Annotated in this window: 23 protein-coding genes and 1 pseudogene; 8 read left to right on the top strand and 16 right to left on the bottom strand. The window is 40.7% G+C overall.

Annotated elements, in window-relative coordinates; translation table 11 throughout:
- Window positions 1–13: 13 nt before the first annotated feature.
- The 7 genes from ACE1B6_RS08455 to ACE1B6_RS08425 all read right to left on the bottom strand — a co-directional run bounded on the left by ACE1B6_RS08455 (window position 14) and on the right by ACE1B6_RS08425 (window position 7,309).
- Entirely contained in the window at window positions 14–2,206 is a 2,193-nt protein-coding gene (locus ACE1B6_RS08455; protein WP_413256814.1) for a GumC family protein, read from the bottom strand.
- 99 nt (window positions 2,207–2,305) lie between these two features.
- Window positions 2,306–3,553, bottom strand: a complete 1,248-nt coding sequence (locus ACE1B6_RS08450) for a polysaccharide biosynthesis/export family protein (protein WP_413256813.1) — start codon at window positions 3,551–3,553, stop codon at window positions 2,306–2,308.
- A 23-nt stretch (window positions 3,554–3,576) separates the two neighbouring features.
- Window positions 3,577–4,281: a cyanoexosortase B system-associated protein gene (locus tag ACE1B6_RS08445; protein ID WP_413256812.1), complete on the bottom strand. Its 705-nt coding sequence runs from the start codon at window positions 4,279–4,281 to the stop codon at window positions 3,577–3,579.
- A 130-nt stretch (window positions 4,282–4,411) separates the two neighbouring features.
- Window positions 4,412–5,314, bottom strand: a complete 903-nt coding sequence (crtB, locus tag ACE1B6_RS08440) for a cyanoexosortase B (protein WP_413256811.1) — start codon at window positions 5,312–5,314, stop codon at window positions 4,412–4,414.
- A 97-nt stretch (window positions 5,315–5,411) separates the two neighbouring features.
- The gene (locus tag ACE1B6_RS08435; protein ID WP_413256810.1) at window positions 5,412–6,557 is read right to left on the bottom strand and encodes a DegT/DnrJ/EryC1/StrS family aminotransferase; all 1,146 of its coding nucleotides are present in this window, start codon (window positions 6,555–6,557) and stop codon (window positions 5,412–5,414) included.
- Between the two features lie 370 nt (window positions 6,558–6,927).
- A complete protein-coding gene (locus ACE1B6_RS08430) occupies window positions 6,928–7,062 on the bottom strand; it encodes a hypothetical protein (RefSeq protein ID WP_413256809.1) in 135 nt (44 codons plus the stop codon).
- Window positions 7,055–7,309, bottom strand: a complete 255-nt coding sequence (locus ACE1B6_RS08425; RefSeq protein WP_413256808.1) for a hypothetical protein — start codon at window positions 7,307–7,309, stop codon at window positions 7,055–7,057. Before ACE1B6_RS08425 ends, ACE1B6_RS08430 begins: the two co-directional genes overlap by 8 nt.
- Before the next feature lie 291 nt (window positions 7,310–7,600).
- On the opposite strand from ACE1B6_RS08425, the gene ACE1B6_RS08420 reads away from it, so the two are divergent.
- From ACE1B6_RS08420 to ACE1B6_RS08410, 3 genes are read left to right on the top strand one after another with little or no spacing between them, the layout of a single operon-like run.
- Window positions 7,601–9,841, top strand: coding sequence for a dynamin family protein (locus ACE1B6_RS08420; protein ID WP_413256807.1), 2,241 nt, complete (start codon window positions 7,601–7,603; stop codon window positions 9,839–9,841).
- 17 nt (window positions 9,842–9,858) lie between these two features.
- Complete coding sequence (locus tag ACE1B6_RS08415) at window positions 9,859–11,133, top strand: TRAFAC clade GTPase domain-containing protein (protein ID WP_413256806.1); 1,275 nt, start codon at window positions 9,859–9,861, stop codon at window positions 11,131–11,133.
- Between the two features lie 7 nt (window positions 11,134–11,140).
- On the top strand, window positions 11,141–12,157 hold the full coding sequence (locus ACE1B6_RS08410; protein WP_413256805.1) for a hypothetical protein: 1,017 nt from the start codon (window positions 11,141–11,143) through the stop codon (window positions 12,155–12,157).
- 360 nt (window positions 12,158–12,517) lie between these two features.
- Here ACE1B6_RS08410 and ACE1B6_RS08405 read toward each other — a convergent pair whose 3' ends face one another.
- The 3 genes from ACE1B6_RS08405 to ACE1B6_RS08395 form a co-directional block, all read right to left on the bottom strand.
- The gene (locus ACE1B6_RS08405; protein ID WP_413256804.1) at window positions 12,518–12,874 is read right to left on the bottom strand and encodes a DUF5615 family PIN-like protein; all 357 of its coding nucleotides are present in this window, start codon (window positions 12,872–12,874) and stop codon (window positions 12,518–12,520) included.
- Entirely contained in the window at window positions 12,867–13,268 is a 402-nt protein-coding gene (locus ACE1B6_RS08400; RefSeq protein ID WP_413256803.1) for a DUF433 domain-containing protein, read from the bottom strand. The genes ACE1B6_RS08405 and ACE1B6_RS08400 overlap by 8 nt, the downstream gene beginning before the upstream one ends.
- A gap of 240 nt (window positions 13,269–13,508) precedes the next feature.
- On the bottom strand, window positions 13,509–13,742 hold the full coding sequence (locus ACE1B6_RS08395) for a type II toxin-antitoxin system HicB family antitoxin (RefSeq protein WP_413256802.1): 234 nt from the start codon (window positions 13,740–13,742) through the stop codon (window positions 13,509–13,511).
- Between the two features lie 289 nt (window positions 13,743–14,031).
- Between ACE1B6_RS08395 and ACE1B6_RS08390 the strand changes: the two genes are divergently transcribed.
- From ACE1B6_RS08390 to ACE1B6_RS08375, 3 genes and pseudogenes are all read left to right on the top strand, one after another.
- Window positions 14,032–15,600: a diguanylate cyclase gene (locus ACE1B6_RS08390; RefSeq protein WP_413256801.1), complete on the top strand. Its 1,569-nt coding sequence runs from the start codon at window positions 14,032–14,034 to the stop codon at window positions 15,598–15,600.
- A gap of 123 nt (window positions 15,601–15,723) precedes the next feature.
- Window positions 15,724–16,433, top strand: a pseudogene (locus tag ACE1B6_RS08385) (Uma2 family endonuclease).
- 55 nt (window positions 16,434–16,488) lie between these two features.
- On the top strand, window positions 16,489–17,187 hold the full coding sequence (locus ACE1B6_RS08375) for a Uma2 family endonuclease (protein WP_413256798.1): 699 nt from the start codon (window positions 16,489–16,491) through the stop codon (window positions 17,185–17,187).
- Window positions 17,188–17,265: 78 nt separating this feature from the next.
- Here ACE1B6_RS08375 and ACE1B6_RS08370 read toward each other — a convergent pair whose 3' ends face one another.
- Window positions 17,266–17,835 carry a Uma2 family endonuclease gene (locus ACE1B6_RS08370; RefSeq protein ID WP_413256825.1) on the bottom strand — a complete coding sequence of 190 codons (570 nt, stop codon included), beginning with the start codon at window positions 17,833–17,835 and terminating at the stop codon, window positions 17,266–17,268.
- Between the two features lie 109 nt (window positions 17,836–17,944).
- Window positions 17,945–19,078 (bottom strand): geranylgeranyl reductase family protein, encoded by a 1,134-nt coding sequence (locus ACE1B6_RS08365; protein WP_413256797.1) that lies wholly within the window; start codon window positions 19,076–19,078, stop codon window positions 17,945–17,947.
- 552 nt (window positions 19,079–19,630) lie between these two features.
- Here ACE1B6_RS08365 and ACE1B6_RS08360 point away from each other — a divergent pair.
- Window positions 19,631–19,810, top strand: a complete 180-nt coding sequence (locus ACE1B6_RS08360; RefSeq protein ID WP_413256796.1) for a family 2 glycosyl transferase — start codon at window positions 19,631–19,633, stop codon at window positions 19,808–19,810.
- A 30-nt stretch (window positions 19,811–19,840) separates the two neighbouring features.
- Here ACE1B6_RS08360 and frr read toward each other — a convergent pair whose 3' ends face one another.
- Both frr and pyrH read right to left on the bottom strand, forming a co-directional pair.
- The gene (frr, locus tag ACE1B6_RS08355) at window positions 19,841–20,389 is read right to left on the bottom strand and encodes a ribosome recycling factor (protein ID WP_413256795.1); all 549 of its coding nucleotides are present in this window, start codon (window positions 20,387–20,389) and stop codon (window positions 19,841–19,843) included.
- Window positions 20,376–21,104 (bottom strand): UMP kinase, encoded by a 729-nt coding sequence (gene pyrH / locus ACE1B6_RS08350; protein WP_413256794.1) that lies wholly within the window; start codon window positions 21,102–21,104, stop codon window positions 20,376–20,378. Before pyrH ends, frr begins: the two co-directional genes overlap by 14 nt.
- A gap of 170 nt (window positions 21,105–21,274) precedes the next feature.
- Between pyrH and ACE1B6_RS08345 the strand changes: the two genes are divergently transcribed.
- Complete coding sequence (locus ACE1B6_RS08345) at window positions 21,275–22,171, top strand: alpha/beta fold hydrolase (protein WP_413256793.1); 897 nt, start codon at window positions 21,275–21,277, stop codon at window positions 22,169–22,171.
- An 81-nt stretch (window positions 22,172–22,252) separates the two neighbouring features.
- Here ACE1B6_RS08345 and ACE1B6_RS08340 read toward each other — a convergent pair whose 3' ends face one another.
- Both ACE1B6_RS08340 and ACE1B6_RS08335 read right to left on the bottom strand, forming a co-directional pair.
- On the bottom strand, window positions 22,253–23,659 hold the full coding sequence (locus tag ACE1B6_RS08340) for an LCP family protein (protein ID WP_413256792.1): 1,407 nt from the start codon (window positions 23,657–23,659) through the stop codon (window positions 22,253–22,255).
- 193 nt (window positions 23,660–23,852) lie between these two features.
- Window positions 23,853–24,360, bottom strand: a 508-nt coding sequence (locus ACE1B6_RS08335) for a hypothetical protein (protein ID WP_413256791.1), incomplete at its 5' end; no start/stop codon positions are given.

Below are 24,360 nucleotides of genomic sequence, written 5' to 3'. Positions count from 1 at the left end.
TACCCGGATTAATTTAAGGTGTTGGTACTTTGACTTCTTCCGGTTCCGCTTCCTCTTTATCTGTTAAAGTTTCGGTTTCTGGTTCTGTCACCATCAATTTTGGTTCGGGGAATAGAGGAGTTTTGGCGATCGGAATATCCGTACCATTAATAATGCCACCCAAGAAAGTCAAATCTTCCGATTCAGTTAATTGCTCAGCTGCTTCCGAGAACATACTTTCTACAGTGTAGCCCGGTCGAGCCACCAATATAATGCCATCCGTCATTGGTTCTAAAACAAAGGTATCATTGCAAAGACTCAAAGCCGGAGCATCAACAAACACCATATCAAAGCGACCGCGGACATCTTCTAATAAGCGACGGAACTCACTGGATTCGAGGATAGCAGCTGGTTGTGTTACTGGCCCAGGACTGGGAACCAAGTATAAATTTTCCACCTCTGGCACCAAACGGATACAATCGCTCCAGTTACCGTAGTAACGTAGAGGTTCGATCGAAGCATCAGGATCGGGGGCAACTTTCACACTGCGGGCGAGAGATGGCGATCTTAAATCCGCCTCCACAATCAAAGTCCGCTTACCTGCACGGGCAGAAGTAATCGCCAAATTATAAGAACTGACACTCTTCCCTTCCTCATTCGTCACGCTAGTTAACAAAATTACCTTCACCGGATCTTCGCTAGCACGACGCAAATTAGTCCGTAACCGTTCATAAGGCTCCAGATAAGGCGAATGAGCATCTAAAATAATCGGCGTTTCTCCTAATTCTGGGTCAGTAATTGCCACATAAGGTAAAATTCCCAACACAGCCATATCCCGTTGCACCATTGCTGCCCGGATATCCTCCATAGTTTGGAATACGCCACCCAGAGAGCCCAAAAGGAAAATCACTGCTCCACCAACAATTATTCCGACAAAACCTCCAGCCACAATCACTAAAATCGGACTCGTGACTTCTAGCGGTATTTGTTTAACTTCCGCCTCTCCCTCTGGAATCCAACTACTAACAGTTTCCGCCTCTGCTGTTTGAGCATCTGCCAAACTTGCTTGCATCTGGCTATAGACATTCTGCCTGAGTTGCAGTTTTTCCTGTAACCTTGCTTGCTCTAACTGCTTGTTAGGAATCGTCGCATATTCCCGTCTTAGCCTTTGTTCTTGCTGCATTACAGCCTTTAGTTGCTGTTGCATAGTTTCTTTTTGAGTTTGCAAAGCTACCAGTTGATTTGCCAATGCTTGCCTAGCCGGATCGAGATTACTATCTTGACGAACTTCGTTAGCACTTTTCAGTGGTGCGGCGATTCCATTCCCACCAACTACTTCATTAGCACGCTGTCTGAGCAGTTCTTCATAAGAATTTATCTGCTTCTGAAGCTGAATAATGCTGGGGTGTTTTGGTCGCAAATCTTTCTTGAGAATTTCCAGCTGAGATTCGGCTTGGTAAATTTGCACTCGCAAATTAGCAATAATTGGGTCAGCACTAAGCGCAGAAGAAGCATAAGCTTGGTCTGGGTTTAATCCTAACCTTTGTTGCAAACTGGCTATTTGAGTATCAATTCCTTGTAACTGTAGTTGTAAGGCTGACTGCTGTGCTTGGCTATCCAAAATCGATTTTACTAAACTACCATTTTTGGCGGCTAATAAAACTGAGCCTTCCCGTTTAGTATATTGTTCCAGATTTCGTTCTGCTTCTCTTAGTTCTTTTTCAACTTCCGGTAAACGTTTATTAATCTCGTTAATAATCGCCATTAAGCGAGTCGTATTAATTTTGCGACTGAACTTACTTGTCTCTTGTAGTACTGCGTTCACTACATTTTCCGCACGTTTTTTATCGGTATCGACGTAGCTAATAGTCATTCTAGGAGTTGGTGCTGGCTCGCCCTTTGCTGGTGGTTTAGGTAAACCAACATTTAGTTTTTTCGCTAATTCTTTAACTTCTACCTTGGCTTGCTGAGCTACTGATGTAATTACTTCGTTATTTTTGATTAATTGCGCGGAAGCTACTGGTTGTTGGATGTCGGTTGCTGTTTTAGAAAAAACCACTGTTGGGGGATTGGCAATTAAGCTTCCTTCGGCGCGGTATTCTTTTGGGGGTACTGGTTGTTTCGCTACTATAACGGATGCTCCTGTCACTAGTAGGCAGGCGACTAATCCAGTCCATTTATGTTGGTCAAAGGCGATGAAATAGCGTTTAACAATTGGTAAAGTCATAATGAATTGCAGGTTTATTTAAAGGTTTTTCTGAGATGATTTTTATTTGTTAATTTACTAACCATTATCTCTATATTATCTATGGGATTTGCGATCGGTTTAGTTGCCATTATTCCCGCCTGGACGGAACAGATTGGTAGCATTATCGGTTAATTCTTGGAAAAAGAGGAGAAATCCTAAGATATCGCGGAAAGGTTGGGTAAAGATGTTGAGAGCATAAGTAATTCGGCCTACTAGGTTACGACCAATAACGATCACATCATTATCTTGCAACAAGATATTTTGGGAAGCATCGCCAAAGAGGGCGCGTCTGGCGTTGAGTTCCCGAACGATCGCCCTACCCCTTTCTGGATCGAATCTAATCACCGCCACACTATCTAAGTCAGTCCCCACCAGTGACACCCCAGCAGCAGTAAAGGCATCTAAGAAGCTACTCCCAGTGGGAACATTAATATTACCTAATGCTTGGTTAGGATAACTCAACACCCGAATACTAATAGTTGGTTGAACTAAGTTGGAATTAGCTACTAGTTGACGATTGTAATTTTGCAGAGTTCCTACTTGCAGTTTTGGCACAATTACCGCATCGCCATCTTCTAAACGTAGGTCGGGAATTGGTTCTCCGGCTGCTAAGGGCGTAAACAAATCTACTTTTTGTTCAATAAAAGAACCATCTACCAAAAAACGACGAATTAGTACTTGTCGTAAGTCGGCTTGAGTGGTAGTACCTCCAGCAGTGAGTAAGGCAGTGGGAACGCGGGGTAATAGACCAAGAGCATAAAGACCTGGGCGGGCTACTTCTCCGGTGACGGAGATTTGCACGGGACGTTGTGCGGCTAATCCAACGGTGACTACGGGATCGATGACGAATTGATTGTAGCCGGAACGAATTTTTTCTGTAGCTTCTTCCAGAGTTAGACCTCTAACTGAGACATTTCCCACTAGTGGTAGAACGATATTTCCTTCTGGGCCTACTGCTGCTTGGACGCTAAGTTCGGGAAATCTGGGTACGGAAATCGCCAGAACATCTCCTGGGCCTAAACGATATGGTCGAAATTGGGGATTGACGCGAAAGGGTTGGGGTGTGTCCTGAAGTTCAAAGGGAACTACTGGTATAGTGATTGGTGATTGGGGTGTAAAGGGAGTGGGGGCTGGTTCGATTCTTTGGGTTTGATTTGGTTCGATTGTGGGTGAAGTGTTTGTTGAAGCTGGTTCTACTGTTTCGTTTCCCCAGCTTTTTTGCCCAAACCAGAGGATAGAACTAGCGGTAAGCAGCAAGGTACTGCTGGTGTGAACTCCCAGAATTAAAAGGGCTTTGAATTGTTGGGGAAAGAAAACTCCTGTCATTTGTTAATATTTGAGCAGAATTTTTAACTTTTCTTTCTTTGCAGCGAACTTGACATGAGTGCAGTTTGCACCGCTTGTCCCAAAGATTGGGCTTGGGGTAATGCTGGTTCGATGTCGCCCAAGGGTTCGATGGGAATTTGGATGCTAACTGCGATCCAAGGAACGCGCTTTCCTTGCCATTGGGCTATTTGGTCTGACCAAAACCAACTGGCTGGGTCTGGGCTGCCTCCAGAGTACCAAGCGTACCATTGTAATACAGCAAAGGTTTGTTGCCGATTCCAACCGCGGAAGAATTGGGCTTCGACTTTGGTTGGTTGGGGATGTTCGCTGGTTGGGGGTATTGTAAACTGTACGGGGCGATCGCGATCGGTTTGCCAACGTTGAAATCCCTTGACATCGACCCATTGCACCTGTGGTTGATCTTTATCATCTTTTTGCGGACGTAACAAGAGAATCGCCGTGGTTTCTGGGTTAAGTTGCACTTCTTGATATAACCATTTCTCTCCACTGACTGATACTTCTTTAACGTTTTTGGTTTGCCATCCGGGAAGTTCTAGTCCTTTTTGCCGAATTTCTCTCATTTGAGAAATGGTTTTTACTGGTAATGGTTTTTCCCAAGCCCAATGTTTTTGCAAGTATCCGGGAACTGCTCCTACTAAGAGTAAAAGTAACAGGAATAGGAGCAAAATAATTTGGTTTAGCTTGATATTTTGTTTTGTGAGTTTCATCAACATCGGTAAGAAAAAGTTTTGAGTTTTGAGTTGTAGGGGCGGGTTTAGCAGTTAAATTTATACTCTCAACCGAAAAGTTAACAACAAAACCCGCCCTGGAGAGAGTTTTGAGTTATTACTTTGTTTCCTAAGAATCAGAGTCATTAGTAATTTCTGGTTGATCTGAGTCAATGGGGAAGAATTTTTCCATGCCGTTGATTAGTAGGACTAATAAACCTAACATACAGGCGGAATAGATATCACCACCGCTACCTTCATGTAACCAGGCGAAGGCTGATTCGTTTCCTGTGCCGTGGAAATATGTTAGTAGTGTATTGCGAATGATGTTGGCGATGACGCTGATTAAGGCGGCGCTGATTAAAAAGATGATGCTGCGAGTGCGCGATCGCCAAACTCCAGTCCAATAAAGTAACATTAAACCAACATACAAACTGGTAAATAGCATTTTCAACCCGGCACAGTGAGGTGCTACTTCCACTATTTGCCCACCGACATATAAGTTAATTTCTTCTACCACTACCGGAAAGCCAAATTGCGTCAAAATAAATCCAGCAGTAGCAGCAATAAAGCTTTGTAATGGTAAGGCATAAGGTTCAATTAAGTAGGGAATTTGGTTAGGAGTGGCTAACAACACAAATATCAAAGGGAATGCTTGTAACTTTAAGCCAGGAATTCCTTTGAACCATAAACAAATCCCGGTTAAAATTAGCGGAAATGATAAGTTAACAAAGTCAGTTAACCCACTAACATAAAAGCCGCCACCGACAATTAAAAAACCGACTGCTAGAGGATGAAATTTATCGGGTAAGCGATGCCATTTTTTCCGATTTAACCAGACTATATAAGCAGCAAAAGGTAAACCTATTAAGCCATGACTGAAATATTCATGAATGATGCCAATATCTTTTTTTAGCCAGCCTTCGTACCAATGTAATAGTAGCGGTACATACATCAGTGCTAAAACTGCTGATATGGCAATTAAGACTAGATTGTTTTCAATTTTATGGCGAAGTGTTAGCTTGGTTTGCATGATTCGTCATTAGTTATTTGTGATTTTTCATTTGTTGTTAATTAGTCAGGAAATTGGTAATTTTTGCAACTACCAATTACCAATTACCAACTACCTATTAGCTAGCACCCAATAATTGCTCGATTGTTTCTACAACTTGCTTAACTTGAGTTTGACTCAATCCGGGGTACATTGGCAAGGAGAGAATTTGTTTGGCTAAAGTTTCCGCAACAGGAAAATCTCCTTCTTTATAGCCTAAATATTTGTAGGCTGGTTGGAGATGGCAAGGTAGGGGATAATGTATACCTGTTTGAATGCCGAGATCTGCTAATTTAGTTTGCAGGATTTCTCGATTAATGGGGCAGTTTTCTGTAATCCGAACGACGTAAAGATGGTAAATATGTCCGGTTTGACTTTGATTTTGAATCGGGATAATTCCTTTATTTTTTAGCGAAGTAAAGAGAACATCGTATTCTTTAGCTGCGGTGTTGCGTTGGAGATTCCACTGTTTTAAGTGTGGTAATTTAACGTTAAGTACGGCGGCTTGAAGTGTATCTAGACGGCTGTTGGTACCGGGTTCTGTGTGAATATATTTTTGTGGTGCTCCGTAGTTGCGTAGCGATCGCAATTTCTGTGCTACATCTGGATCGTTAGTCACAACTATACCCCCATCTCCGACTGCGCCTAAATTCTTACTGGGATAAAAGCTAAAAGCGGCTGCTTTACCAATACTTCCGGCGATATAACCTTCTCTTTCGGCTAAATGTGCTTGGGCGGCATCTTCAAAAATTAGCAGATTATGGGCAGCGGCGAAATCTTTTAATTGTTGGGGCGAAACCATTTGACCGTAGAGATGGACTGGTAAAATGGCTTTGGTTTTGGGTGTAATGGCTTTTTCGGCGGCTTTGAGGTCAATTAATGCGGTTTCGGGGTCGCAATCGACTAAAATCGGGGTGGCTTGAGCGTGGAGCACGCCGATTAAGGTGGCAATAAAGGTGTTTGCGGGTAAGATTACTTCATCTCCAGGCTTGATGCCAGCGGCTTGTAGTGCTAGTGCGATCGCATCGGTTCCACAAGCTACTCCAACTGCGTATTGTACACCGCAAGCTGTAGCAAAAGCTGTTTCAAATTCGGCTAAGGCTTTTCCTAAAATGAAATCGCCTTTCTGAAGTACACTTTGGATTGCCTGTTCGATTTGACCTTGAATTGGTTCGTGTTGTAGGGTTAAGTCTACAAAAGGAATCTTGAGAGCGGTGTTAATCATAATTTGCTTTTAGGGCTTAACAATAGTTAGGTGTGTTAAAAAAGCCACCTTATTTAGTTATCGACTATCTTGGGGATTTTGCCCAGTAGAAAATAGTAAAGAGTTGATAAATTTATGTATTAATTTTTAATAACTTTACAAGTTTTTAGAGAATGAGTGATTTTTGGCGATCGACCTTTGCGAATGTCGCTGCTAAATATAAATAGCAGCTGTTCAGGTTGCTAATTTATCGCTACCTTTGACAAACAGCGATGAAATTTCAGTGAACAGTTGTGCCTTGTTTCGGCAAAAGTCTAGTATTTTTTCGGAGGTGATTTAGTGAGTAAACTCCAAGTTTTCGTTTTCAAAAATGATAATTTCTAACCAAAATTTAGGTTTCTTCCATTACTTCTTCAATAGCATCCTCAATTTCTGCGATCGCTACATCGGCTCGATCGGACTTAGAATAAATCAATAGTAAGGAAACAAAATGGGGAGACACCTCAATAGCAGGATTTTCAGACATCAATCTCATCCCATAATTCTGATATAGGGAAAGTTTGCCCTGCTTTTGTTTGACGAAGTGAATCTTTTAAGTCTTCGAGTATTTTTTCCTTGGGTTCTGCTTCATCAATTTGCTCAAGTTGATCTGCTAGATTTTGCCAAGATTGGAGGAGATTTTCCCAAACTTCTAGAGGTACTAATACGCTTGTTGTTTCGCCGTTAGTATTAGTGACATATTGTACAAGCTTGCGAAGATGTGCGATCGTCATTTTCTCATCCCTGCGGTTACATACATAATCATAACAACTCAGTTCTAATGGGCTTGTAGATAGTGCGATCGATCATGTTTAACTCAAAGTTTTGGGATATGCACGTATAAATTATTACTAATCTTGTTCGGTTAGTAGCGTAACCAGTTATGAGAAAATTGTTATTTTTATCACAATTTTTCCATTGATAGTGTGTGTAAGGACTTTAAAGAGTTAGTTATTCATGGTTAGTTATTTTAAATATTGAGTTGGGTAAACTAATACTGGATATAAAGTTAAATATGCTACTTTATGAACAATAACCGAAGCGCCAAGATTGCCAGTATTATTGAGCAACGCAGACCTTTAAAGGAAAAAATAGGGGTTGTCAAGGAAAATATCAATACACTAGCCTCAAATTTGAGGAATTTGGCAGAATGCCGCGATCGCTTGATGGCACAAGTAGACGATCGAAATGTCGCAGTTCGTCTAAAAGAGATAAATTTTTTAACAATTCAGCAACAAATTGCTGAAGAGTTAGCAGCACTGACCAAACTTGAGGCGCGTTTTTCCCGCGATACTCTTAATATTGGGGTTGTAGGACTGATGGGACAGGGAAAGAGTACCCTCTTACAAAGCCTAAGTGGACTTACTGATGATGAAATTCCGGCTCGGAAAGGGGGAGCTTGCACAGCTGTCCGCAGTATAATTTGCCATCAAGAAGGACAGACCTATGCTGAAGTAACAATACATTCAGAAGAGTCTTTCCTAGAAGAGGTTATTAGCCCTTATTACAAAGAGCTAAATTTAGGTTCTACACCAACTAGCTTAGATGCTTTTGCCAGACCTTTGCCACCTTTACTTAGTGGTAATGCTACTAAAAATTCCATGTACGATCACCTGCAAAGGGATTATCACCAGAACCTACAACAATATCGACATTTATTGAACTCTGGTTTACCGCGAAAACTACCACCAATTCCCAAGGAAGAAATTCCCAAATATATTGTCCAGCAGCGTAACGGACTAGGCGATTTAATCAGTTTTAATCATCTAGCAGTACAACAAGTAGAAATATTCTGTCCTTTCAAAAATTCCGAAGTTGGAAAGATTGCCTTAGTCGATGTTCCAGGTTTGGGAGATACCAGATTAGGTGATGAAAACCTAATGTTAGAAACTTTGGGAGAAGAGGTTGATTTAGTTATTTTTGTTCGTCGTCCAGATGCTCTGCGCTACGGCTGGGAAAAAAAAGATACAGACTTATATAAATCTGCTGCGGAGGCACTGCCGGATTTAGCATCTAGGTCTTTTATGGTTTTAAACTTGGTTACTGGTGATGATAACTTTGTAGGTTGTAAGCATCACAAAGATACAATAAAGGACAAGCATATTAATGTTGTCCAGTGTACGATCGCTAATTGTTCCAAGCCTGAAAGTGCTAATGAAGTACTTGATTTAGTTCTCAATTATTTAGTCGATAACATTACCGACCTTGACAAGCAGTATGCGTCATATTGTCAAAAAAGATTAATTGAAATTCAAAAGGTAGTGGATGCTGAATTAAACAAGGCACGAACTGCTTTTGGTCAAGATGATCTAGATGATTACCAAGCTATTGAAGAGCTATTTAGTAAGTTATTTGGTAACGACAAGAAGGGTTGGTGGAAAGATGTCGCTTTCTCTCTCCAGAAACTAAGATCGGAACTATGGCTGACTCGTCAAAGTCCAGATAATAACTTACAAGCTGGAATAGATACTGCTATTGCAGCTTGCCAAAAAGGTGCTGGCATTTTGTTATCAGATAGTCCGATTGAAGAGATTAATGAACGGATTAGTGTCAGCAGTCCTTTTAGAGCTTACGCAGATTATCAAGATGAGCTTCGGGTTCTTCTGTCGCGTAACTTTCAATCTTTAGATGAAGGACTAAAGCAATCAATAGAAAACGTAAAATCCCAAGTATCTGAGGTATTGACTCAACAGGGACGGTTGGGAATGTTGACAAATGAAAGTGGCTCTAACTTTTTCAAATCTATCTCCGACTTAGTACCTGAACGTCTGGGGAAACTCAAGCAGGGATTTAAAATTATTGCTGACTTTGAGCTTTCGTATCGCGGACTTATTCTACATCGAATTCGTCAGCATTTAGATGGACTAACCAACATTACAGCAACTTCTGGTCAATCTAGACAGGTTGATGATCAGCAAAATCCTACATTGCTAGTTTCTAGTTCTACCTCTGCCGAAGAAATTTTAGAAGCTCTCAAAATTGACTATGACATAGCAGTTAATCGAATCAAACCTGCCTTAGAAGAATTCCTTTGTGAACCAAGTCAGGCAGCCTATGCAATGGTAGAAGAGTTTGTTGATAACGTCATTCGTCAAGAGGACATTTCAGAAGAGTGGAAAAATTTCCTTAGACCTTTACGCGGTCAAATTTGGCCTGATGAATTTGGCAAGCCGGAGCAAGAAAGACAGCAGCGAAAGGCATGGTTAGACTTAATTAATCATGTAGCAAATACCAGCAAATCAGATTTATTTCAATTCTCTAACTAAAAAAGGAAGTAATTTCAATGAATGAAGAATTAAAAATTATCATGGTTGCACCAGGAAGAGGAATGGGCAAAACAAGTCTCTTAGCAGCGATGCACGAAGAATTTGACAAAACCTTTGAAAGAGCTAATCTCGATACATGGCCTCTTGAGGGTAAAACTTTACAATTGATAGAAGAATGCAAACAGGTATTAAGAAACATAGATCCGCGATTAAAAAAAATAGTAACTCCCACTCCATCGCGAGAAGATCCTTGGGATGATGAGGGATTATTGTTTGAAATTGGCAGTAGTGGAAAGAAGTTTATGAGGCTGAAATTCACAGATCCATCAGGTGAATACTTTCGAGCAGACGCAAGACCAGAACAAAAGGAATATGTAAAGCAGCAGCTAAACGAATGTGACGCAGTAATTATTCCAATTGATGCTACTGCACTCATGGAAAAAAAGACTGGAAAAGTCAACGCTCATGAAATCGGAACATGGCATGAAGAAAAAAATGAGCCTCAGCGTATCACCAGATTCTTAAAAGATGCTTATCAAAATGTAACTTCACCAAGGTTGGTGATTTTGGCTCCAATAAAATGCGAGACGTACATGAAAACGTCGAGAGATGCCGAAGACTTATTAGCTCATGTCAAAATGGGATATCGGCAACTACTTGATTTTTTAAGGTCAGATTTTTTGATTGATAAGGTAGCTGTAGTTGTAACTCCAGTACAAACAATAGGGAGCGTTTCATTTGCTTATCATCAGACTGATGAGCAGGGAAGAACAACTTTTCATTATTATAAAACGCCTATTAATGCTCCATACGAGCCTCGCGATGGAGATCAACCACTACGATATGTTTTGCGTTTTTTGTTGAATGTCTACTTAGAAAGTAAGAAAGAATTACTAGAAAAAGAAAAGGGTAATCTCAAACAGCTTGAAGCAAGACTAGATACAGAAAAAGATAAATTAGATAATCGAAAAAGGGAATTGATCGAGAAACAGAAAAGTTTGGATGAACGAAACAACACATGGTGGTTATTGAGAGGAATATTTAATTTAATTGATGATAAACGAACCCCGTACAACAAAGCAAAAGAGCAATTTGATCAAGTTCAAGCTGTTGTTAAAGAAACTCAAAATAGTGTTTCAGGAAGTAAGAGTAGAGTCGAAACAACCCAAACTCAAATTGAGGCATTTAATAAGGCAATTTTTAGCTTTGCGCTAGGTTGCAAAAATAGTGATGGTTTTGCAGTTATACAGGGTTCAGCAAAATGGCTACCAATACCAAAACACATAGGATAATAGAGCTATGAAAAACCTAGAAATATATGTCAAAAGTTCGGCATTGGGTAAAACTGGGATTCACTGGCGTAATGTTAGTAAGCCAGAGCAAGAAGAAATTCCTAGTCTTCTTTTGCAACGAATAATTCCTAAAAAGACAGGAGGTAAGGGAACAGTTAATTACTTAGTTTATGAAGCGCAACCATCTATAATGTTGATGCGATACGACAGCCAGATTCTGTTAGAAATAACAGGTATTGAATCACCTGAACGTTCAGAAAAAATGGGAAGAAAAGTACTTAATTCTGTAGTTTTGGTTGGTGATGATGACCAAGGAGAAAATGAAAAACTTCTCAGAATGCTGGCTGCTAATGCGTTACGCAACATTCTTGGAAAAGATTTGTTGCTGAGTGAAATAGTTGCTAGAGCGATCGAGTTTGACGGTTTAGAAGGATTTAAAGTTTCGCTAAATGAGTTTGAGGAATTTGTAGAAAATTTAGGTGCAGCAGGGAGCAATCAACCTGATGAAAAAGCAGAATACAAAATAGAGAATAAGTCAGATGATTTGATAGAAAAGCTTGCTGATGAACTTCAAAATAACTGCTTGCCTCAAAAGTGGCAAAGTTGGGATGGAACGAGTATGGAAAACGGGGTGTTGGTAGTTGTAACAGAGCATTTAGAAGAAGGAGGTATACTTCACAAAGCAGGTGTTTGGAGAGGTTTGGCAAGTAATGTGAAGGAGCCAGAAAGATTAGAAGAATCAATTTCTCAGAAGCCAAATAGTCTACAACCACAACTCGATACGTCTACCCAACAACCTGTCTTAGCTCAAAAAAAAATTCCGGCAAGTCTCAAAATCATTCTGTTAATAGTCACGGTGGTGATAGTGATTATGATTGTAATTCAGATAACCAAAAAACCGCAGCCGGAGGAACAACCGCAAAGAATCCCAATCCCACAAACATTAATCAGCCCCCAACCACCAATCCCAGTGACTACACAAAAAGAAACAATCAAACAAAGAATCAAGGAGGTAAGGAAATAGCTTCGATCATAAATGTTATCTGGACGGGAGGGGAAATATTACAAAAATTAGAAGATGAGCAACGAAACGAATTGGTCAGTATTGCTAAATTCCTACTCCGCGAGGAAGATAAAGAGTCAGAGCTTAGGAACAAGCTTATGGAAAAATACTCTGCTCTGGTTGCAGAAATTAAGACCTACCTTAAAACCTAGTTAACAATGTTGGTTAAAGGGGTGAGATCGATCGCCCCCACCCTCCCCAAAACCTAAACTAACAAAGTATCCAACTTATACTGCTTTGCAAATTGCGATCGCACTTCCCCATGTATTCATTGTCTAGCTAGTGACTGCTCTAGAGAAGTCTTAAATTTGTATGTATCGCTTATCTTTTCCATTGATTAAGCCAACGCACTTGACCATTCCAGTCAGCAGCTTCTGTCTCTAAAAGCATACAATCTAAAGCAGCAATCAATGCAGATAGATTCCAGCTATTCTGGGCAGCTAAAACAATGCCACTATGGTTAGGATAGCGTTGCGCCAAAACTAAAAAATCACGGATATTGAAAGTAAAAATACACCTTCCTTGGGTAGTAGCACCTAACAACTGGGTTTCATCAGTTGCATCTAAGGGCATCCATTCTGTTGGCGTTCGGGTAACATTATGACCCCGATTAATTAAAGCTAAATGTAAAGCTTTAATTGAAGTATCAGCATCCAAATGTAACAGAGGACTAGACATTGTAAGTTAATTCTAAAGCTACTTCAGATGCGATCGCTTCATCTATTTCTTGCCGATGTTTCCCATAAAAAGCCAGAGCAATATTCACCTGTTCCTCACTCAGATTGTACTCAGCAGCGATTTCTTGAGCAGAAAGCCCCCATTTTTGAGATGCGATCGCCAAACTTTGTACCCGTACACTAGTCCCTTTTACGATCGGTACTGACAAACCACTAGCACCACGATGATAAGTAATGTTAGGAAATGCCGGATCGTCAAAATGCTGACTTAAAATACCAACTTTTTCAGCAACAGCCCAGAGAATAAACTGATTTAGAGACAAGCCTTGACTAGCAGCAAATTTTTCAGCTTCTTCGCGTAATTTTGGGGGTAAATTTAAAGATTCGGGTGTCATCGATTTTTTCCAATCGGTTGAAATTAAAGCTTTTTTCTAAAGCAATTATATATTATTTTTTGATTATACAAATGCGATATGCCTACAGCAGGCTACACCAACGTACTTCCCCAACAACTTCCAATCACTTGGCAATTTTATTAATCAAAATTGGCGATCGCGATGAAGTTTATTAGATGACTCTTTTGTAGTGTTTGCTGGAAATGCGTTGGCGTAGCCTGCCGTAGGCATATCGCCCTGTCAAGCGGAATATAATTTTTTACGCCCAGGCGCAACCGGAATTTCTTTACCCTTTTCTTGATAATCTTCTTTCACCAATTCCCAAGCTTCTTTCAATTCCTCCAAAGCTTGTTGAGGAGTATCACCAAAGGCGGAAATATTAGGCATTTCTTGCAAATGAGCCAGCCAATCTCCTTGTTCATCAACATATAAACTAATCGTAAATACATCAAAATTATAGTTATTAAAATCCATTATTCTTCTACCTCTTGATATTCAAAAAATTGCTGAACTTGATCGAAGTATCAGCATCCAAATGTAACAGAATACTAGACATTGTAAGTTGATTCCAAAGCTACTTCAGATGCGATCGGTTCATCTATTTCTTGCCGATATTTCTCATAAAAAACCTTTCTAAAGTCATTATATATTATTTCAGAAATTGAAGCGATCGCTTACAATAACTCCATGCCACACAAAAACTTTTGGGTGACGTGCTGAATCCTACATTAAAAAGTGAGTCTTATTTTGGAGTAATTGAAAAGTGATAGCATTTTCTAGATTGGTAGTTTTTCTCATCTTATTACTGGTTCTGTTCGCAGTGCCAGTGAAAGATTATGCTTATGCTGAAAATACGACGAGCGTCGAGGGTGAACGAGGCTTTGCTACCCTTGAAACCCAAAAAAACAAGCCTGTAAGCATCCTTGATAAGGAGTTTGCGATCGCCCATTACTCAGATAATATCGCAAAGAATGACTCTACCGCTTCCAAACTAACTCTTAATTTTAATCGGGAAGAACAAGAATATCTTTCTAAAATTGATTTCATTCCTATTTGTGTTGACCCCGATTGGATGCCTTATGAAAAATTAGATGAAGATGGTAATTATTTAGGTCTAGTTGCCGACTACATGAAGATTATTTTTAATAGTATCGGGAAAGAATTTCGCGTAGTAAAAACAAGTTCTTGGGATGAATCTTTGTCCGTCGCCCGACAACGAGGCTGCGATATTCTTCCGGGGGCTGTTCCCACACCATTGCGTAAGGAATTTTTGAATTTTAGCGAACCATATATTTTTTTGCCATTGGTTATTGCTACAAATTTAGAGGAAATATTTATTCTTGATTTCAAGGAGGTTGCAGATAAAAGTTTTGCCCTGATCGAGGGGTATGCAGCTATCGAATTGCTCCACAAAAAATATCCTAATATTGTTATCAAAGAAGTTCCTGATTCCCGGACTGGATTGGCAATGGTGCGGCAAAAGAAAGTTTACGGGTATATCGATACTTTACCTACAATTAGCTATCAACTTAAAACGAATAGAATGCCCAATTTGAAAATTTCGGGCGAGCTAGATTTGGATTATGATGTGTCGATTGCTGTGAGAAATGATAGACCGCTATTACTCTCGATTATCAACAAAGCCATTGCTAAAATTTCTTATGAAGAGCGTCAAAAAATATTTTATAACTGGATATCTGTCAGTTACGATCGGGGGATTGACTATGAGTTGGTTGGGAAAATCGTGGCTGCATCTCTTGTCTTTTTATCCTTGCTTTTTTATCGAAATTTGATTATTTCCCGCTACAACAAAAGACTGATTGAAGCGAATAAAAAGCTCGATTTTCTCTATAAAACTGATAAGTTAACTGGCTTATTCAATAGACACATCATTGATGAAGAAATTGAAAAGGAAGTTTTTCGTGCAAACCAATATAATCTAACATTTTCTGTTGTTCTGATGGATGTCGATTATTTTAAACAAATCAATGATACCTACGGTCATCATGTCGGGGATTCTGTTCTGATGGAAGTTGCATTTATTCTGAAGAATAACTTGCGAAAGACAGATTTAATCGGACGTTGGGGGGGAGAGGAGTTTATTGTTGTTTGTCCTGAGACTCAACTAACAAACGCAACTCACCTAGCTGAGAAATTGCGAAGTAAGATTGAGGAACATCAATTTTCAGACGTTGAAAAGACAATTACTGCTAGTTTTGGTGTTTCTGCTTACAGAATCGATGATACAGTGGAAAGTCTGATCAAAAGAGTCGATAGCGCCCTATACTTTTCTAAGCGTAATAACCGCAATTGTGTGACGTTCAGGGATTAGCAATTATCACCGATCGCTTGCCGCTGAAAATGTTCCGTTTAAGTCTAAAATAAAGGTGTCGTTAGAGAAACCTAGTTTTTAATTCGGTAAGATAGGTATAACCTAATTTCAAGTAGAATCGTCATGGTCAAAACACCATCAAAACAGGAAACTATTCCATTTTTAGTAAATGGCGACAAGCTGAACCGCTATGAATTTGAACGCCGCTACAACGCCACGCCTAACTTGAAAAAAGCCGAATTAATTGAAGGAATTGTTTATATGGCTGCCGCACTCCGTTTTAAAAGTCATAGTCAACCTCATGGTTTGATTGTCGGTTGGTTGTCTAATTATGCAGTCGTAACGCCTGGAGTAGAATTAGGAATTGAACCGAGTGTGCGGTTAGATGTGGATAATGAACCTCAACCAGATGCGGTTCTGATCATCACACCAGAAGCAGGAGGTCAAACAAGATTAAGTGAAGATGATTATATTGAAGGTGCGCCAGAATTAGTTGTGGAAATTGCTGCTAGTAGTGTGGCGATCGATCTTCATGCTAAAAAACAAGCTTATCGTCGCAATGGAGTTAAAGAATATATTGTTTGGCAAGTTCTCGATATGCCTACGGCAGGCTACGCCAACGCAAATTGAGTTGGTTTTATCTAGAACAAGGTGAATATTTAGAATTATCCCCTGATGCTAAGGGAATTTTGCAAAGTCGAATTTTTCCAGGTTTGTGGTTAGCAGTTTCCGATTTATTAGCAGGGAATATGCAGCAACTTTTGACTGTTTTACAAGCAGGTTTGCAATCTCCTGAATGTTCAGTATTTACTGAGAAATTAAGCAACAAATAATCAATTATTGAGGAAAATGTTAATATTGAAATAACTAATTGAGAGGAAAAGCAGTATGGTACAACAACTACCAACTGAAAGCAAAGCAACAATTATTTATCCCGACAGCGATGGACAACCAATGTCAGATAATACCAAACAATTCCGTTGGATTGTCACTATCAAAGAAAATTTAGAAATTTTGTTTGCTAATAATCCAGAAGTATTTGTTGCAGGCGATTTGCTTTGGTATCCAGTTGAAGGTGACAATAAAACCCGTGTGGCACCTGATGCAATGGTAGTCTTTGGTAGACCGAAAGGAGACAGAGGTTCCTACAAACAATGGTTAGAAAATAATATCCCTCCCCAAGTGGTGTTTGAAATTTTATCCCCAGGAAATCGACTCAAAGAAATGACCAAAAAATTTGTCTTTTATCAACAGTATGGAGTTGAGGAATATTATATTTACGATCCTGATGAAGCGGAATTAACTGGATTGATACTTTCGGGAGACAGATTAACAGAAATTGAGGCAATTAATGGTTGGGTAAGTCCAAGATTGGGAATAAAGTTTGCGTTAAATTCTGATACTTTAGAAATTTTTCGTCCCGACGGACAGCGATTTCTTACTTCTGTGGAATTGGATCGATTGAGAGAACAGGAACGTCAACGGGTTGAGGAAGAACGCCAACGGGCCGATCGAGAATACCAAAGGGCGGAAAAATTAGCGGCTAAGTTACGTGAATTAGGAATCGATCCAGATTTAGTAGATTGAACAAATGTGCAAGAAGAGAAACCCGGTTTCTTCAAGAAACCGGGTTTCTAGTCCAAGCAAAACTTTTGGCATGACCCTTCACCAAACTTGAGTTAAATCTAACATAAATCCAGGCAAAACATCCTCACCAGATACCGTTGTCGGAGATCCTAAAACCTCTACATCTTTCCCTTGACGATATATTTCCACCTGCTTGGTTTTTGCATCAATTAACCAACTCAAACGCACGCCATTTTCCATATATTCCTGCATTTTTTCCCGCAGTTTTTTCAGAGAATCACTACTAGAACGTAACTCAACTACAAAGTCAGGAGACAAAGGCGAAAACTCTTCTTTTTGCTGAGTTTCTGTTAAAGCTTCCCATCTTTCATTACTCACCCAACTGACATCAGGAGAACGAACTGCACCATTTGGCAAAGTAAAACCTGTGGATGAGTCAAAACCAATACCAAGTCCTGTTCGTTGTATCCAGACACCGAGTTGGGCAACGAGGCCAAAATTTTGTTTACCTGTCCAAGGATATGTTGGGGGCATAATAATAATATCTCCAGTAGCGGTACGTTCTAGCCGCAAGTTTTGATTTGCTTGGCAGAGTTCGACAAAGCCTTTGGCATCAAGATTGGGAATAGTTAGTGCGATCGCATCCATAAACCACCAAATAAAAGCATCCAATTGTCACCTTAATTTTAGATATAGTTGAAGCAAGATCCCCGACTTCTCCAAGAAGTCGGGGATCTTTAAGAGAGGATCTAATTGATTAACGTCCCATTCCCGGAATTAAACCAGTACTTAAACGTTTTACTGCTTTACCAGCAACATCACCATAACGCTGTTCTCCGCAGAGAATTTCTGCCATGATTTGAGTTGCAGTTGGACGTTTTACTCCAATTTTGTAACCAACTTTGGGGACGCGGTAGAATACACCTGCTAAACGTTGCGCCCACACCATATCACTACCCCATTCTTGGTTGATAATTTCGGTGTATTTTTCTAAAGCATTGATATCGCCACCAACAGATCGATCGATCGCTTCCGCGGCTTTCAGCCCCGTAAACATTGCCGGACGAATACCCTCAGCAGTAAACGGATCGACTACACAAGCAGCTTCTCCAGCTAACAAAGCATTTTCAGTATGCAGCTTGTGATTGCCATCCCACAAAGCTAAAGGATGACTATAATTTTGAACAGCGTTCCCATTCAGACCGAAAAGCTTGCCGTATTCTGACAAAATCTTGTTCATATCTGCTTGATCGCCACCTTGGAAAGTGCTACCACCGATCGAATAACCATTATCTTTCGGGAAATTCCAAATATAGCCACTTTTCACCATCCCGAACTCGAAATGAATTTTCGGATCTGCTTCTATAGGGTTAGTCGTTTCCACTTCTAAGGCCCCAGCTAAACGCTTTTTCCGTTCTTTAAAGCCCAACCATTTCCCCATTGGCCCTTTGGCACCGTCAGCCGCGATCAAGTAGCGACCTTCCACCGGGCCATTAGCTGTATTAACTTGCCAGCGATCGCCTTTAAATTCAATTCCCGTTACTTCAGTATTATCACGTAGTTGTGCGCCCTGTTTTTGTGCTTGTTGAATTAGAAAATGGTCGAAGATATCCCTACGTACCATCCAGATCGGTTCTGAAGTCTTAATCTTTGTCTCCACAGGATCTTCCATTTTCCATGTGTAGCAAAGCGTACTTACTTTTAAAGAAATAGCCGGAGCAAAATCAAAATCAAACCATTGGGCGATTACAGGTGAGACCCCACCACCACAAGGTTTGTAACGAGGTAGGCTTTCCTTTTCCAAAACTAAAACAGACCTACCACGCTTTGCTAAATGATATGCTGCCGTTCCCCCTGCTGGGCCAGCACCGACAATAATGCAATCAAACATAGCGCAAAAATTTGCTCCTCAATTAGCTAGGACGTAAACTTTGAACAACTTCCCAGGTCATTCTCCTAATCGGAGTTTAACAGGGTTTTGATTGTGGTTGCTACTCAAGATTCAGGAATTTTATTCAATAAATCGGATGATTTTTTTGCCGATAACCCCTGAAATAACACAATTTTATTTGCTCTTGACTTTATTGGTTAACTCCTCCTAAGTCGTATTTTTTCTGATTTTCCTAGAATTCACGGAGCGTAAATCACAGGATTGTATTTCCTGACAGGGTTAAACGCTTTGTAATCTCAGATAGTAAATAATCCCTGACTTCTACTGATTGCAAATTTTCTGTAAAGACTATAGTATGGGGTATGAAGTTTTTGTAAAGCTGAGAGTTAATATTTTGATGGGGTTTCTAACTGAAAAATCCCCAGTTAGAAAGAACCAACTAAAAAATTAAAATTTACAATTTCCAATTCAGCAAATTTATAACCGATCGATCCGACCTAACTGTGTTCCTCTGTCCTTGTGCCCCTACTACCTTTACTTGAGGATAAAAAGATGATTTGGGAAGTTTGTATTCGTTATGCCAACGGTAAAGAAAAAGTTCTCCGTTCTTACAGAAATCGGGAAAAAGCTCTGCGTTGTGTAGATGCAATATACAACACCTGGGGCTATCCACTACACATAGCTTACATTGTGCGTGCAGGTGATGCCCAACAGATGTTTCAGTCAGCTTAGCTCTAATTAAATAGTAGCTAAGAAGTTAGTTTAGACTGTGGTAATATCTTTCTCCTTCTCAGCAAGTAACTCGTCAACTTTGGCAATATATTTGTCAGTCAATTTTTGAATTTGATCTTGGTTATCTTTAGCTTGATCTTCAGATAATTCCCCATTCTTTTCTTGCTTGCGAATCGAATCAACAGCATCGCGGCGGATATTGCGAATCGAGACTTTGCCTTCTTCAGCGTATTTAGCAGCATACTTGACCAATTCTTTGCGCCGATCGCTTGTCAGTGGCGGAATATTCAAGCGAATTATCGAACCATCATTATTAGGAGTCAAGCCGATATCAGAAAGAGAAATTGCCTTTTCAATTAGATTCAAACTAGTGCGATCGAACGGTTGAATAGTAATCGTAGTCGCATCAGGAGTATTGATACTCGCCAGAGATTTTAAAGGTGTTGGTGCACCGTAATATTCCACCATCACTTTATCCAACAGAGAAGCATTAGCGCGTCCGGTGCGGATAGTGTTGAAAGAACGTTGAGTTGCTTCAACAGCCTTGTGCATGTGGTCTTCAACTTCAGGTAACTTCATATAATCCTCCTACAATGGTACCGATTTGTTCTCCTGTCACAGCCCGACGAATATTTCCCCGAACTCCCAGGTCAAATACAATAATCGGAATATTGTTTTCTTTACAAAGAGCGATAGCAGTACTATCCATCACTCGTAGATCTTGAGTCAAAACGTGAGTGTAGTTCAAACTATGATAGCGACGAGCTTGGGGATTGACATGGGGATCGGAGTCGTAAATCCCGTCAACTTTAGTAGCTTTAAAGATGACATCGGCATTGATTTCTGCTGCTCTGAGGGCAGCTGTGGTATCAGTAGTGAAGAAAGGATTTCCCGAACCTGCACCAAAAATCACCACTCGTCCTTTTTCCAAGTGACGAATAGCACGTCTGCGGATGTAAGGTTCTGCTACTTCCTGCATGGCGATCGCACTTTGAACTCGCGTTGGCACATTAATCTGTTCCAAAGCATCCTGCAAAGTCATCGCATTCATCACCGTAGCAATCATGCCAATATAATCTGCTGTGGCCCGATCCATGCCTCGCGCCGCCCCTTTCACGCCCCGAAAGATGTTGCCACCACCGACGACAATCGCTACTTGTACGCCCGTGCTGACTACTTCTGCCACTTCAGAGGCGATTTCCTGAACGACTTGGGGATCGATGCCATAGCCGAGATCGCCCATCAGGGCTTCACCGCTCAGCTTCAGTAAAATCCGCTGGTATCCTGTACCCATGAAATGACTTATTGCTGGAATTAAAATTGTCTCCAATTAAAGATAGCAGCACAAGTGACATCTTGTGTGTGAACTTGCTAACTCTAATTAGGACTCCAAAAGACTTTTTCAGCAAGCCCTAATTAAAGTGTTCACAATATAGAAAGTGACTGCTTTTCTGAAATAATTCCATGATTAGCTCTATTTCCAGCACAAATGTGACAACTCAAACTTGGACTTGGCGAGGTTTTCCGATTTGTTACCAAGCACAAGGCAACCAAGGGCCTGCTATGGTTTTAGTACATGGATTTGGGGCTTCTTGGGGGCATTGGCGGAAAAATATTCCTGAATTAGCCAAAAATGCGCGAGTTTTTGCCCTGGACTTAATTGGATTTGGGGGTTCGGCGAAACCTGCGCCGGGAAGGGAAATTCATTATACTTTTGAAACTTGGGCGCAGCAAATTGGGGATTTTTGTCGGGAAGTGGTGGGTGAACCTGCTTTTTTGGTGGGGAATTCGATCGGCTGTATAGTTGTGATGCAAGCGGCTGTAGATTTTCCCGAACTGACGAAAGGAGTAGCTTTACTCAATTGTTCTCTGCGATTATTGCACGATCGCAAACGTGCCACCCTCCCCTGGCATCGTCGTTCGGGTACTCCCATTGTCCAAAGAATCCTAGCAATTAAATCGATCGGGCAACTATTTTTTGCTCAAATAGCCAAGCCAAAAGTCGTCAAAAAAATTCTCCTGCAAGCTTACAAACGCCCCGAAGCAGTCACTGACGAACTAGTAAATATGTTAATGACACCAGCTTTAGATCCAGGCGCAGTAGATGTATTTTTAGCATTTACTCGCTATTCTACTGGGCCATTACCAGAAGATTTATTACCAATTTTGCCTTGTCCGGCAATTATTTTATGGGGAACCGATGACCCTTGGGAACCCATAAATTTAGGACGGGAGTTAGCCAAATTCCCCCAAGTCGAAAAGTTTATTCCCTTAGAAGGTTTAGGTCATTGTCCCCAAGATGAAGCACCCGAATTAGTCAATCCGATTTTAATTGATTGGATTCTGCAAAAAACCCAATAGATCGTTTGTTGTCAGGACTTCAGTCCTAAACTTTGTATCTTCTAGAAGGACTAAACTCCTGACAACGAACTAATCTGCAAATTACCGAGCCGATTTTTGTTGTTCCACCCAATCTGTGCCAATAAAAATAGTGATATCTGAGTTGAGAGAGCCAGTACTTTCTACACGCACTTCGCCAATTTCCAAAGCTTGATATACAGCTTCAGCTGCTTGATTATCCCCTTTTTGGGCAAGGATGCGAGTTTCGCGTAAAGTTTCTGTCCAAGGTTCAGTAACTTGGACATTTCGATAACCTGCTTTTCGCAATTTTCTGACTAAAGCATTTACTGATTCTGAATCACCTGTACTGTCTTTAATGGCTATTCTTACATTAGTAAAATCGTTTTGACGAGGCTGATTTGATTCTGATTCTTCACTTGGATCTAAATATTGATTAACTAACTGAGAAATTCCTCTGCGGTTAGGCAACCAATAGCTAGCGTCGTATTGTCCTTCATCACTAAACTGTCCTGGTACTAATAACATTTGGGCATCAGAACGACTCATTTTGACACCAAAACCTACTAAGGCGACTAATTCTTCAACTGATAAGTTAGTGTCAATGTGAGATTGAATTACCCGGAGAATTTCTGGTAATCTAGCTAAAGTTACGGGATTAAGAGTTTGTTCCATTAATGCTCTCATCACCATTTGTTGCCGTTGCACCCGACCAATATCTCCTAGTTTGTCGTAGCGGAAGCGGAGAAAGTTTTGGGTTTGTGCGCCGTCGAGGTGTTGTTTTCCGGCTTTAAAATCGATGTAAAGGTGTTGGGTGTTGTCGGTGTATTTCATGTCATAAGGTACATGAACAGTGACTCCGCCTAAAGCATCGATGAGTTTTTCTACACCCAAAACGTTGATGCGGACGTAGCGATCGATCCGAATATCTCCCAGTAAACTACTGACAGTCTTAGCACTTAAAGCTGGGCCACCATAAACATTAGCCGCATTAATTTTAGTAACACCTGCTCCTTCCACAAAAGTCCGAGTATCACGAGGTATAGAAAGAATAATTAACTTTTTGGTTTGCGGATTAAACCGCAATAACAGCATCGTATCGGATAAACCTTCAAACGAGTTAAGTACGGGTTGGTATCCGTTCAAAGCTGGGTCTGGTTTTTCTCCCAAATCTGAAGGTAAAACCTTGATTCCCAAAACTAAAATATTCACGGGTCGGGTTAACTCTGGCAACTTGAGGTTAGTTGTAGAGATGTTACCTTGAGAAAATACCGCGGCTTCCTCTGGGCTCAGACGACTCTGCATTAACGGTGTTGTCGAAAGTGATACTGCCAACAAAGCTCCTGCGGTTGCTGACAGCATTGCTACACCAGTTAAGCTAAATCCTAGCCATAGCCAACGTAGCTGGCTAATTTTAGATGGCTGTGACGCAATTTTAGGCAAAGTTTCTTGCTTTTGAGAGAATGAACCGGAAATTTTTGTAGTTGGCACTAGCTTCCTCACACACGAAAAATTGGCTGTCTTGAAAGTTACTCAGACTTGACGATGGAAATACTCAATACTAGTATCTACTAACCTGGAATGGAAAGTTCAGGGTGATTAATTTGCTCAGTAGTGGTTTGGGTTTGAGTAGCGATCGCTATTCCGCAAAAACTGCGCTAACAGATGATCCACAATCAGGATGTCAAGATTGATATTTCCGTAGTATTTGTTCGGAGGTGCGTACACGCAAAGAGCGACGCTGCCACAACCGAAACATCAACCAAGTAGTCACCACGAAGTAACCAGAAGTAAATAAACTATTGGTTACTAGTAGAGGCAATTTCCAGGTTTCAGAAGTATCTGCTCCTGCTGCCAATAAAATGTAACCTAAGAGCCAAGCAAAAGCTAGAGTTACGGATAATCTACTAGTTGCCATTTCTTCTCGACTACCTTGGCGACGGTACAAAGTCCAAAGGGAAGGGAAAACCCCAAATATAGGTATTAAATACCAAAACAACTGTAATTGCTTCAAGTCAGAATTTTCAAATGGATTAGTTTTTCTCATATTTTTAGTAATTGGGGACTGGGGACTGGGGACTGGGGACTGGGGACTGGGGACTGGGGACTGGGGACTGGGGACTGGGGACTGGGGACTGGGGACTGGGGACTGGGGACTGGGGACTGGGGACTGGGGACTGGGGACTGGGGAC

The organism is Floridaenema fluviatile BLCC-F154 (assembly GCF_041929135.1).
Lineage (GTDB): Bacteria > Cyanobacteriota > Cyanobacteriia > Cyanobacteriales > Aerosakkonemataceae > Floridanema > Floridanema fluviatile.
The sequence above is the reverse complement of the archived record's forward strand: the minus strand, read 5'-3'. Positions and strand labels throughout refer to the sequence as shown.